At 56.8% G+C, this 11,749-nt stretch carries 9 protein-coding genes; 6 read left to right on the plus strand and 3 right to left on the minus strand.

All coding sequences use genetic code 11. The features are described from left to right. Nucleotides 1-319: 319 nt before the first annotated feature. On the plus strand, nucleotides 320-862 hold the full coding sequence (locus tag JW953_02305) for an NUDIX hydrolase (protein ID MBN1991507.1): 543 nt from the start codon (nucleotides 320-322) through the stop codon (nucleotides 860-862). Nucleotides 863-895: 33 nt separating this feature from the next. Here the strand turns inward: JW953_02305 and JW953_02310 are convergent, their stop codons facing one another. Genes JW953_02310 through JW953_02320 form a run of 3 tightly spaced genes read right to left on the minus strand, consistent with a single transcriptional unit; the run spans nucleotide 896 to nucleotide 6,238 of the window. Beyond that, nucleotides 896-2,380 (minus strand): hypothetical protein, encoded by a 1,485-nt coding sequence (locus JW953_02310; protein MBN1991508.1) that lies wholly within the window; start codon nucleotides 2,378-2,380, stop codon nucleotides 896-898. A 39-nt stretch (nucleotides 2,381-2,419) separates the two neighbouring features. After that, nucleotides 2,420-4,702, minus strand: coding sequence for a DEAD/DEAH box helicase family protein (locus JW953_02315; protein MBN1991509.1), 2,283 nt, complete (start codon nucleotides 4,700-4,702; stop codon nucleotides 2,420-2,422). After that, nucleotides 4,703-6,238 carry a DUF3048 domain-containing protein gene (locus tag JW953_02320; GenBank protein ID MBN1991510.1) on the minus strand — a complete coding sequence of 512 codons (1,536 nt, stop codon included), beginning with the start codon at nucleotides 6,236-6,238 and terminating at the stop codon, nucleotides 4,703-4,705. A 150-nt stretch (nucleotides 6,239-6,388) separates the two neighbouring features. Here JW953_02320 and JW953_02325 point away from each other — a divergent pair, with 150 nt between their 5' ends. From JW953_02325 to JW953_02345, 5 genes are all read left to right on the plus strand, one after another. Continuing rightward, a complete protein-coding gene (locus tag JW953_02325; GenBank protein ID MBN1991511.1) occupies nucleotides 6,389-7,042 on the plus strand; it encodes a cyclase family protein in 654 nt (217 codons plus the stop codon). A gap of 147 nt (nucleotides 7,043-7,189) precedes the next feature. Then, nucleotides 7,190-8,563: a DNA repair protein RadA gene (gene radA, locus JW953_02330; GenBank protein ID MBN1991512.1), complete on the plus strand. Its 1,374-nt coding sequence runs from the start codon at nucleotides 7,190-7,192 to the stop codon at nucleotides 8,561-8,563. Between the two features lie 369 nt (nucleotides 8,564-8,932). Continuing rightward, complete coding sequence (locus JW953_02335; protein ID MBN1991513.1) at nucleotides 8,933-9,982, plus strand: TRAM domain-containing protein; 1,050 nt, start codon at nucleotides 8,933-8,935, stop codon at nucleotides 9,980-9,982. A gap of 3 nt (nucleotides 9,983-9,985) precedes the next feature. Continuing rightward, complete coding sequence (locus JW953_02340) at nucleotides 9,986-11,458, plus strand: cysteine--tRNA ligase (GenBank protein ID MBN1991514.1); 1,473 nt, start codon at nucleotides 9,986-9,988, stop codon at nucleotides 11,456-11,458. Next, nucleotides 11,459-11,749: 23S rRNA (guanosine(2251)-2'-O)-methyltransferase RlmB (locus JW953_02345; GenBank protein ID MBN1991515.1), on the plus strand; the 291-nt coding region annotated here is incomplete at its 3' end.

Here is an 11,749-nt window from a genome sequence, read left to right on the forward strand (position 1 = left end):
AGGAGTCTAATCCACTCACGCCGGAACCGTCGAACCTAATCGAGTCGCTCAGCCATAGGCTGAAGTTTTATAGGATAATAAAAGAACAAAAAAGCTCCCCGTCAACGGAGCTTTTTTATTGGCGTCGTATCAGTGGACGATCCTACAGACATATTTCTGTATGCAGTTGCCAGATTTTAAACCACCCTGGGGGTCTATCCGAAATTTAAGGATAGACCGGGGGAGCGCGAGAGTTATCCGCCCAAATTTCTTCTGGAGTGTTCAGATTGCAGATTGACTAAAATTCTGGACACATCCGCATCAAGGATGAAAGAGCCTGATGAAACAGACCCAGCTAAAAGAACTGCTCCTGGCCGGCGGCCTGGACCTTACTTTGTGGGGCCGGGATCATGCCAAAAGTGTGGCCGACCTGTGGCAAGAAATTGCTGCGGGCGAGGCGCGCCTCCAAACCAAACCGCTGCTCCGGCTGGTCTCGGTGGTTCAGGTCATCATTCGGCGGAAGGGGCGAGTGCTGCTAGAAATTGAGCAGGAATTTGATGACGGCCGCCGCCGCTTGCGCCGGCAACCCCCCGCCGACAAAATGAAGCCCGCCGAAACCTACGCCGAGGCCGCCCGGCGCTGTTTGGCGGAAGAACTGGGAGTGGACCGGGCAAACGTAACAATTCTGGAGTCCACCTACCAACAAACCAAAAAGATCACCGACTCGCCCTCTTATCCCGGCCTGCGTACCCGCTACGTGTTTCATCAGGTAGAGGCCCGCGTGCCGGGCCTGCCGGATACAGATTTTTGGACGGACGAGATCGCGTCCAATAAACAGGACCCGGTCAAAAGGCATCACTGGGCCTGGCAACCAGATAGCTGACCACAGGCGGCCTGGCCGGAGAGGCTGAAGCGTTTACCTTGACCTGGCCCAAAACCAGCGCCAGGCTCCCACTTTTTGCCGGTAGACCACCTGGCCCGCCTGGTTGACCACTATTACCCACCGGCTCCGCCAGGCCACTCCAGGCCCGGGGGGTTGGCCGAAGTAAATGGTATACTCATTGTTCCTGGCCGACTGCCACTGATAATGCTCCGACAAAAGGCTAGCCTGTTCAGGCGGGGTGATGGTCTCCCCGGCCATGGCCGCATGGCAGGTTTGGCACGTTTTTTTGGCCAAACAACGATGACAATAGGTTTGCCCGCACCAATCACAGCAAGAGCTATGCTCAGGGCAGTACGGCGCGCCGCAAATGGCGCAGGTTTTAATATGGGTGGCGCACAGCCAATGCTGGCAGTAGTGGCAACGGGCTACGCAATCCACACAAACCAGGCTACCACACATAGCGCAGGGCTGGATGCCGCACGCCCGGCAAATATCTCGCCGGCAATGCCCGCAAGTTTCCAGACAATCGGGATGAACCGTGTGTTGCCGGTCGCAGAGGGCCAGTTGGTCCAGGGGCCGCCGGCAGTGATGGCAGGTCAGGTTCTCCACCTGGCCGGTGTGCAGATTTTGGGCAAAGGTTACGGTTTGGCGGGTATGGCGGGTGGCCAGGGTCAGGCGGTAATGGGCTACCGGCATTAACCCCAGGGCATAACTGATAGGCCGGAGCGTTATCCGCAGGCGATGGCGTTCCACTTCATCGGCTATCTTTTGGGCCAGGTCGCGCTGCAAGTCGGCCTTGATGGCTTCGGCTTGGGCGGGGTCGGTGGGGTGGACCTCGTTTTGCAAACGGCGATAGTAGGCGGTCAGCCGGAGCAATGCTTTTTCCAGACCGGGCCGGCCGGCTTCTTCTATGGCCGCGGCGCGGGTGGCGGCGTGTTGGCGGGCCGCTTCACCGGCTTGCGCAACCAACTCTTGCAGATGGCCGGGGTCAACCGGCCGGGGCTGATCAGGAGGCAGGTAATCGTTGCTGCCGGTCAAGAAGTCAAGCAAGTCGGGACGGGGGAGGCCGTTGCTATCCAGGGCAATGGTCACCAGTTCCTCCTGCTTTTCGGTGGAACGATAAATGGCCCGGAAATTAAAAAGGTAAACGGGTTGGGAGAGCAGTTCGACGTGCCGGTCAAGCAAACGGCAGTGGTGGAGCGGCAGGGGCAGGTCAGCCACATCCCCCGGCTTAAAGTCAACGCGGCTGGGCAGTTGTAATTGGGCCACTTCGCCGCGGCCGGCCAGCAGGGCCAGCATCCGGTCAAACACCCGGCTGCCGTAAACCAGCAGGTCTTCAGTAGGCGATAATTCGCGCATGGTGCCATCGCCGGTGGGGAAAACCAAATAGAGCCGGGGTTTGCCAAAGGCATCGGCCAGGTGAGGGGGTAAGTCTACCACCAGCTCGCCATCCTGATGCTGAAGCTGCGCCCCAAAGTGCGAGAAGAATGTTTCGGCAAAAGACCGCATGGCAGACATGGCTCAACTCCGGTCAGGCTGTAGGCAGTAAAGGATGCATCAGCCAAACACCTCGTCAAAGGCGTCCAGTAAATCCGAGAGTTCGTCGGAGGCGGCGCGGATTTGTTGGTACGTGGCCTGGGCTTTATCCAAAATTTTCTCCAACTCGGCCAGCAGTTGCTGCAATTCTTCCTCAGACTGGCTGCTGGCCCAAGCGTCCTCAAGATACCCCTCAAAACCGCCCCGGTCGTCCAGTTCACCCAAGATCAGGTCCAGTTCGCCGATGACCAGCTCAAACATGCGGATTTTGTGAGCCAGCAGGTTCAGAATGTACGCCTCAATGGTATCATTGGCCGCAAGATTGAAGATGCTGACCGTTTCCCGTTGGCCCAGGCGGTGGAGCCGCCCCACCCGCTGTTCGATGCGCATGGGGTTCCAGGGCAGGTCGTAATTGATCAACTGGTGGCAGAATTGCAGGTTGTGGCCCTCGCCGCCGGAGCGGGTGCTGATCATCACCCGCACGGATTGGCGGAATTGGCGCACAGCCTCAACCCGTTCCTGGGCCGACATGCCGCCGTGAAAGACAACGGTTTCATATCCGGCCTCGTCCAAAGCGCGGCGCAGGGCGTGCAGCGAGGGCAGGTAGTCGGTGAAAATAAGAAACCGGCCGGGATATTGGGCCAAAATAGAAAGCACGGCTTCGATTTTGCGGCTGCGGGTGATGCCCCAGGCCAGAACCAGATATTCAATGAGTTGGGGGTCGGCTTGCCGGTCAACCATTTTTTTTAAGGTTTGGGCAGCGGCCTGGGGGCTGGAACACAACTCTTTTTGCAGCGTCATCAGGGTCATCCGCTGGACGCCGGTCAATTTTTGCGGCGAGCCGGCGGCGGGAGCGGGTTGGAGGAGTTGCCGGCGGATGTAGGCGGTTACGCCGTCGTATAGCTCGCGTTCGGGCGGGGTGAGAGGGAGGGCATAAACAGCCGCCTGGCGCGGGGGAAAGCGCACGCCCACGCTACTGCGCCGGTTGCGGATCATGACTTCTTGCAATAGGTTGCGCAGAGCCGCCGGGTGGCGGGGGGCGGATTTACGCCGGTCAGACCCCAACCGCAGGTGGCAGACAAAATGAGTGCGGACACGCCAGCCGGATTTATGGCTGACGGCCGCAAAGTCGGTGATTTCGTAGCCGCGGGCCAGCAAACGTTTGACCTGTTTCACAGCCTGCCGTCCGCGTCCATCCAGGCTCTTGAGGTGGTCAAAGTCGGCCGGGTTATCCGTGTGGGCCAAAATCCATTGGCCGGCGGATTGGTCTTGCCGGTAAGCTTGGCGGTCGGTCCGGTTCAGGTTCAAATATTGGAGACACCGCTCTGTCTCAAGTCCGGTTGGGTGAGCAGGCCCGGCGATAACGGTGCGGTGGGACGAGGGCGGGGCCAGGCGAAAATTCTGCTGAAAGGCCCGGCGTGTGCCCAGGTGACCGGGCCGCAGAATGGTAATGAGGTTGTAGAGTTCCAGCAGGTCGTTGTGAACGGGGGTGGCAGTGAGCATAAGCACGTAGCGTTTGCGGATTTGGTTGACAAACTGGTAGGCCCGCGTGCGATGATTTTTCAGTTTGTGGGCCTCATCCACAATGAGCAGGTCGTACTCGCGGGTTAGGAGGCGTTTGGACCAGGCAGTGGTTTTGGCCCGATCCAGGGACACAATCCAGCGGCAAGGAGCGTTGTCGGGGAGGGAGTTGGGCAGTTGGCGACGATTTTCCAGCACGGTAAAATCTTCAAAGAACTTGGTCTCCATTTCCTCACGCCACTGCCAGGTGAGCGAGGCCGGGGTGAGGATGAGGATGCTGTGGGCCAGGCCCCGCTCAATGAGTTCCTTCATTATAATCCCGGCTTCAATGGTTTTGCCCAGGCCCACTTCATCGGCCAGCAGGGCCTGCCCGCCCATATCGCGCAGAGCGCGCAGGGCGGCTTCCAGTTGATGCCGGTAATGGTCAACGTTGATGTCGTCCAGGCAAATCAGGCGGTCAAAGCCGGTGGTGGTTTGCAAACGTTCGGCTTGCAAGCGGAGATGGTAGAGAGCGGGCGGGTCGGGTGTGGTTTCTTCATCAAACCAGCGAGGCGGGGCAGGGGCTATTTCAATGAGGTGGAGTGGCAGTTCAAGCGCCAACTCGGCCAGCAGGTTAGTGGCCGGACCCCGGTTAAGAGAGTGCCCACAATGCGGGCAGGTTTTGGTCTTGCCTGTCACCGGCCAGCCGCAGGTGGGGCAGGTAGGCGCGCTATCCCGGGGCTGTTTTTTTGCGGCCGGGACGGGGGGGGATGAGAGTTCAAGCCACTCAGGGTTGGTCGTCATTTATTTTGAACTGGCCTCATCGGCGCTGTTGAGGCCGATGGTGTAGGTGAGGGGCGCCACTTCAACCCAAGTGCGACCCGGTTTAAGATGATAAGAGCTGCCGTCCTCGTAGGCAAAGTAGGGCGTGCGCGTGCCATCGGTTTGCCAATAACCTTTGTTGAGTTTGCCTTCGCGGAAGAACCAGGCCGGACCACGCCCGTTCATGATGATGCGGATGGAAGTGGCCCCGTTAACGTCTTCCACAATGTTGGTGGGCTGGTGTTCGGCAAAGTAGATAATCACGTTATCGGCGGATACCTGGCCACCGTTGAAGTCGTAAAGGGGCTGGCCGCTAATCCAGCGTAGATATTGGCCACTGGCCGGGTCGTAATGCCACTCGGTGGCGCTGGTAACGCGGGGGTAGGCGATATAGATGTTTTCGCCCGGCTCGCCCTGTTCCGGGGTGTCGCTAAAGAAAAAGCCCTGCAAAACCACCGGCGCGTCCAGGCCTTTGGCCGCCATATAGTCGCGGGCGGCTTGGGCATCAATAGCCAGGCGGGTTTGCCAGCCTTCGTTGGGGCGATAGAAGTAGGGCGTGGGGTTGTAATATTCATCCAGGTTGGCGATGGGGGCCTGGGAGACTTCCCAGCGCACGGCATCGGAACCACCAGAGTGAGCCAGCGCGCCCTGGTATTGAGGCACCAGTTGCACATTGATGAGGCGCACCGAGCGAATAGGGGCCACGGTGTCGGGCGTGGCGCCCAGATAGATGGCGGTAAAGCGGGTGACCCACCACTCGGTAATTTCTTCATAAACCACATCCGCCTCGTTCAGGGCTACCTGGGGCCGGGCACCAGGGTCGTTGCCAATGCGCACCATCAGGGGGCGGTGACGGAGGACCTCCGGGTTGTCAACAGGCAGGCCGGTGAGGGGGTTGATATTGTCCGGGTGGGCGACAGTTGGTGGAGGCGGGCCACTGGAAACAATGGGGGTGGGGGGAGATGGCGCCGGTTTTGGATTTTCGCCGACAGCGGCTTCGGCAGTGGCGGTTTCAGTCATTGTCCTGGCCTGAACGGACGGCGGTTTAGTAGCCACGGCGGTCTCGGCTGGCGCAGGCGCAACAGTAGGGGTGGGGGTATCGGCCATGGCCACCTCGGCTATTTTGGAGGAAACAATCATCAACTCCTGGCCGGTGCGGATAAAATTCTTGTCCCTGATGCCGTTGGCAATCACCAAGTCTTCAACAGTGGTGTCAAAGGTCTGGGCCAGGTCAAACAGGGTATCGCCCGCCTGCACAATGTAAATGTGCGGGGTGGGGGTGGGCGGGGCAGGCGTAGGGGTAACGGTGGGCGGCGGGATAGGGGTGGAGGTGTCGGTAGGCGAGATTTGTGTGGGAATAGGAGTGAGCGTTGGGGCGGGAGAGATTAGGGTAGCCGTTGACGGCGGCAACTCGGTGGGGACAGTTTCCGCGGCTGCCGCGGACTGGTCGGTGCTCTGGCAAGCGACCAAGCTAAAAATAATCATAACCAAAAAGATGATGATAAGGACGCGCTTCATCTGGTTCTCCTTCCTGCAAAAAGAGGCTTATTATAGCATCAAAGTGAGTAAGAGGCGAAGCCAGGTTATTAAAAATACTCATCCTTCAGTAAAGGTGGTACAATTTGAAGTAATAGAGGCATGGAAAGCATTGAGAATGAGGAGGATGTAATGCCCCAACGGATTGTTGATTTAAGCCTAACTTTTCAGCCAAATATGCGGGGGGTTGTTATAGAGCCGGTTCGCACTTTTGCCAAAGACAAGCTCAATACCAACAACTTACAACTCTATAGCCACGCCGGCACCCACATGGATGCGCCCCTCCATTTTGTGGATAGGGGACGGACTATGGCCCACCTTGATCTGAGCAAATGTATCGGCCCGGCCCTGGTGATTGACCTCTCGGCCAAAACGGCCAATAGCTTTATTACGGTTGAAGATTTGGCCCCTTATGCCTGCAGAATCGGGCCAGACGCCCGGCTGTTGTTACGGACGGATTGGGACCAACACGCCAACCAGGACGATTACCGAACCGATATGCCCCGCATTTCCGCAGGATTGGCTCGCTGGTTGGTAGACAGACAAATTGTCTTGTTGGGTCTGGAAACGCCTTCCGTAGCCTCCCTGCGCCCGGAAAACAAGGCCGAATTGATTGAGGTGCATCAAATTTTACTGCGGGCCGAAGTGGTGATTGTGGAAAGCCTGGCTAATTTGCGCCAGTTGCAGCAGGAAGTGGTTTATTTTATTGCCTTGCCGCTCAAGATCGCCGGCGGTGACGGTTCGCCGGTGCGGGCCATTGCCCTGGAAGACGAGGCGGGATTTTAAGCAAGACCAATGACCAAAAGCGACGAATGACCAAATTTCGTCCTTCGTCCTTCGTCGTTGGTCGTTCGTCCTTCGTCGTCATTCGCCAATGGCAATAGAGCCGCCAAACTTTCCCGGCGTTTCAAACCCTGCTATAATTCTGTCACTATGGCTAAAACAAAAGTTCGTTACGTGTGCCAAGAGTGTGGCAGCGCCCAACCCAAATGGATGGGGCGCTGCCCCGATTGCGGCGAGTGGAATACGCTGGTTGAAACCATCATTGAAACCGCCAAACCGGGTAGTGTTTCCCCGGCGGCGCGGCAAGCCCTGGTGGGTCGCAATACGCCCCAGGCTCTGGTTGAAATTGCCGCCGACAGTTATCAGCGCACCTTGCTACCCATGGACGAATTCAACCGGGTGTTAGGCGGGGGGCTGGTGCCCGGCGCCTTGACCCTGATTGGCGGCGATCCCGGCATTGGCAAAAGTACCCTCCTGCTGCAAATATCGGCGGGCTTGGCCGCAGCCGGGCAGGTGCTTTACATATCCGGCGAGGAAAGCGCCCAACAAATCAAGTTGCGGGCCAACCGGCTCAACATTCCGGGGGATAATCTTTTCATCCTCACCGAAACCAACATGACGGCTATTCTGGAGCACATCCAGCAAATGTCGCCGGGCTTTCTGATTGTTGACTCCATTCAGACCACTTATATGGACGAACTCCAATCCGCGCCCGGTTCGGTGAGCCAGGTACGAGAGTGCGCGGCGCGGTTTCAAGAGGTGGCCAAAAGTAAAAACATTCCGGTTTTTTTGATTGGACACGTGACCAAAACCGGGGCGATTGCCGGGCCGCGTGTATTGGAGCATATTGTTGACACAGTGCTTTACCTGGAAGGCGAGCGTTTTCACGCCTACCGGCTATTACGGAGTGTTAAAAACAGATTTGGGGCCACCAACGAAATTGGCATCTTTGAAATGAGCGACGAAGGCTTAAATGAAGTGTCCAATCCCAGCGAAGCCTTTTTGGCCGAGCGTCTGCCCAATGCCAGCGGTTCGGCCATTGCGGTCACCCTGGAGGGCACGCGGCCTTTGCTGGTTGAGGTCCAGGCCCTGGCCAGCACCACCAGTTTTGGCAATCCCCGGCGCACCGCCAACGGCGTTGACTTCAACCGCCTCCTGCTCATTGTGGCCGTGCTGGCCAAACGGGTGGGCGTGCGTCTGGCCGACCAGGATGTTTTTGTTAACGTGATCGGCGGTTTGCAAATTGACGAACCGGCCTCCGACCTGGCGGTGGCTGCGGCCATTGCCTCCAGCTTTCGCAACCGGCCGGTAGCCGCCGATCTGGCCCTGGTGGGCGAGGTGGGGCTTTCCGGCGAGTTGCGGGCCGTGGGCCATCTGGAAACCCGGCTCAAAGAAGCGGCCAAGCTTGGCTTCAAACGTTGTTTACTGCCCGCCTCCGGCCAATTAAAGCATCTTAAAACGCCGCCCCTGGCCCTGATCCAGGCCCGCTCCGTAAGCGAAGCCCTGGAAAATGCGCTGATTTAATGAATTCTTTGACAATTTGCGCGCTTCGTGCTAACATAACCGGCGAAATAATTTAACATATTCTTGTCAAGGCCCTTATCCTGTAATTCCTTAAAGCACTTATTTATCATCTTTGTGGCATTATTGATACGAACGGGGCAGGTTATTGTCAATATACTACTGAAGAGGCCGTCTCATTATCAATCATTATCCTTGAACGATTTTGAGTGATTTCAACCAATTTTATTAGATCCCCCCAGGCCGGATTTCGATAAGCGAAAAAGCAAATTTTATTTGCCAGATACGCTGAGTAGTCATTACTGCCATCGTTTTATAGTCAAAGGGCGAGTGTGCTTTAGGTGCAGTCGCTTTTTTTAGTTTAAGGATGTTATGAGCGTTGAATTTGTCTTTCGTTTAGTGGGCATGGTGGTTTTTGCCCTGATCGGCGCGCGCTCGGTAGCTCTGTTCCGGCCCAGTAACGCGGAAGAGTCGCTCCGGCTGATTACGGCCTTAACCCTGGCCGGCGCGGCGCTGGGCTTGCTGATTGCGCCCTACCTGACCACCCGGCCCTTTAATATGCTTAAGGCCAGATTAAAAAAAATGCCGGCCACCCAACTTATTTCTGGCGTTATTGGTTTGGTGATTGGCCTGGCCGTAGCCGCTTTGTTTTATCCATCATTATCCGCTCTGCCCCCACCCTACGGCAACATTTTACCCATAGCCGTCAGTGTGGTTTTGGGATACATTGGCGCGGCAGTGATGGTGATGCGCCGGCAAGACATCTCCGGACTGCTAGGCCCGCGCCTGACCCTGGGCACTTCTTTTTTGGACCCCGGCCGTCCCCCCAGAGACGTGGTTCTACTGGACACCAGCGTGATCATAGATGGCCGCATTGCCGATATTAGCCGCACCGGCTTTATTCGCAGCACCATGTTAGTGCCCGGTTTTATTCTCAATGAGTTGCAGCACATCGCCGATTCCTCAGACCCCCTACGCCGCAATCGCGGGCGCCGGGGCCTGGACCTGCTGGGGCGACTGCAAGAAGAATCTTTGGCCCCGGTCAAAATCACCGACCTTGATGTGGAAAACGTGCAAAACGCCGACGACAAATTGATTATGCTGGCCAAACAGTTGAGCTGTCCCATCATCACCAACGATTTTAACCTTAATAGCGTGGCCCGCTTACAAGGCGTAACAGTATTGAACATCAATGAATTGGCCAACGCCATCAAAACCGTTATTCTGCCCGGCGAAACCATTACCGTTAAAATCATTCAAGAAGGCAAAGAGCGGGACCAGGGCGTGGCCTATCTCAGCGACGGCACCATGATTGTGATTGAAAACGGCCGGCCATATATTGATCGAGAGATGGAGGTGGGCGTGACCAAAGTTTTGCAAACCAGCGCCGGCCGCATGATCTTTGCCCGGATAGAAAGATAAAAAATGACTTTGCAAGTTTATAACTACTTGAGCCGACAAATTGAAGAATTTCAACCGCTCCAACCGGGCTTTGTGGGCATTTACGTGTGCGGCCCAACGGTTTATGGCGATTCCCACATTGGCCACGCCAAAGTTTACATTACCTTTGACGTGCTGCATCGTTATCTGGAATATTTGGGCTACAAAGTGCGCTACGTGCAAAACCTGACCGACGTGGGGCACCTTTTGGATACAGGCGAAGACCGCATCGCCAAAGGCGCTCGCCGGGACCGGCTGGAGCCAATGGAATTGGTTGAGCGCTACACCCGCCATTACTTCCGGGATATGGATTTATTGAATATCATTCGGCCCGACATCTCGCCGCGGGCCACCGGCCACATTCCGGAACAAATTGAGCTGGCGCAATGCTTAATTGACAAAGGGTACGCTTACGAGAGCAAGGGCAACGTTTACTTTTCGGTGGCCGACTGGCCGGCGTATGGCAAACTTTCTCGCCGCAAAATAGACGAGCTGGCCGAAGGAGCGCGCCTGGACGTTTCTACCGATAAACGCGACCCTCGCGACTTTGCCGTATGGCGAGCAGCCACCGCCGAACACCTGATGCAGTGGCGCGGCCCCTGGGGCCAGGGTTTTCCCGGCTGGCACGCCGAATGTACGGCCATGGCCCGCAAATACCTGGGCCTGCCTTTTGACATCCACGGCGGCGGCCTGGAAAATATTTTCCCCCACAACGAAAGCGAAATCGCTCAAGCCGAAGCCGCCTATGGCCAGGAATTCGCCCGTTACTGGATCCTCAACAACATGGTCACAGTGGACGGCAGCAAAATGGGCAAAAGCCTGGGCAACGCTATCACCATCCAACAGGTCATTACCGGCGAGCACGACCGACTGTCGCAGGGTTATCCGCCGCTGGCCGTGCGCTTTTTTGTGTTAAGCAGCCATTACCGCCAAAACACCGATTTTACCGACGACGCCCTGCAAAGCGCCGCCAGAGGTTACGAGCGTTTGTTGGGCGCGGTGAGTTTGGTGCGGCAGCAATTGGCCAAAGCCGATCTAACCACCGCTGCCGACCCTGAGTTTTTGGCCACAATGGCCCAATACCAAACTCGCTTTATCGAGGCCATGGACAACGACCTTAATACCCCCCAAGCCCTGGCGGCCCTGTTTGACTTCAACAAAACGGTCAATACGCTGCTCAACAGCGGCCAGCCTGTTTCCGGCGGCATCCTGGCCGCCATTGACAATACCTATCGTACGCTTGGCGGCGACATTCTGGGCCTCATCCCCAACGACATTGGCGGGGCAGGCGGCGCCCCCGGCCTGGAAGAAGACCTCATTCGCATCCTGGTTAACCTGCGCGCAACGGCCCGCCAAAACAAAGACTATGCCACCAGTGATGCAATCCGGAATCAATTGGCCGAGATTGGGGTTATTCTGGAAGACAGACCGGATGGAACAGTGTGGAAAATAAGCTAGATGAGAGAAATTCTCTATGGACGTAACGCCGCCCGCGAGTGCCTTCGCGCGCGGCGTCGTTATATTCACAAAGTAATGTTGGCCGAAAATATTGAGACGTCGGTTATAGTCAACGAAATTGTTGACCTGGCCGGACAGGCCAAAATCTCCGTGCAGCGCGTTCCCCGCAAAAAGTTAGACAACCTGGCCAAAAGCCATCAGGGTGTGGCCCTGGAAGTGGGGCATTACCCTACTGTTGAAATTGACGATATCTTGGCCCGCGCCAAGAAGTCAAACGACCCTCCCTTTATC

The organism is Anaerolineae bacterium (assembly GCA_016931895.1).
Taxonomy (GTDB): Bacteria; Chloroflexota; Anaerolineae; order 4572-78; family J111; genus JAFGNV01.

Coding starts and splice junctions, on each gene's coding strand:
- JW953_02305 (MBN1991507.1), top strand. CDS start 320: ATGAAACAGACCCAGCTAAAAGAACTGCTCCTGGCCGGCGGCCTGGAC.
- JW953_02310 (MBN1991508.1), bottom strand. CDS start 2,380: ATGTCTGCCATGCGGTCTTTTGCCGAAACATTCTTCTCGCACTTTGGG.
- JW953_02315 (MBN1991509.1), bottom strand. CDS start 4,702: ATGACGACCAACCCTGAGTGGCTTGAACTCTCATCCCCCCCCGTCCCG.
- JW953_02320 (MBN1991510.1), bottom strand. CDS start 6,238: ATGAAGCGCGTCCTTATCATCATCTTTTTGGTTATGATTATTTTTAGC.
- JW953_02325 (MBN1991511.1), top strand. CDS start 6,389: ATGCCCCAACGGATTGTTGATTTAAGCCTAACTTTTCAGCCAAATATG.
- radA (MBN1991512.1), top strand. CDS start 7,190: ATGGCTAAAACAAAAGTTCGTTACGTGTGCCAAGAGTGTGGCAGCGCC.
- JW953_02335 (MBN1991513.1), top strand. CDS start 8,933: ATGAGCGTTGAATTTGTCTTTCGTTTAGTGGGCATGGTGGTTTTTGCC.
- JW953_02340 (MBN1991514.1), top strand. CDS start 9,986: ATGACTTTGCAAGTTTATAACTACTTGAGCCGACAAATTGAAGAATTT.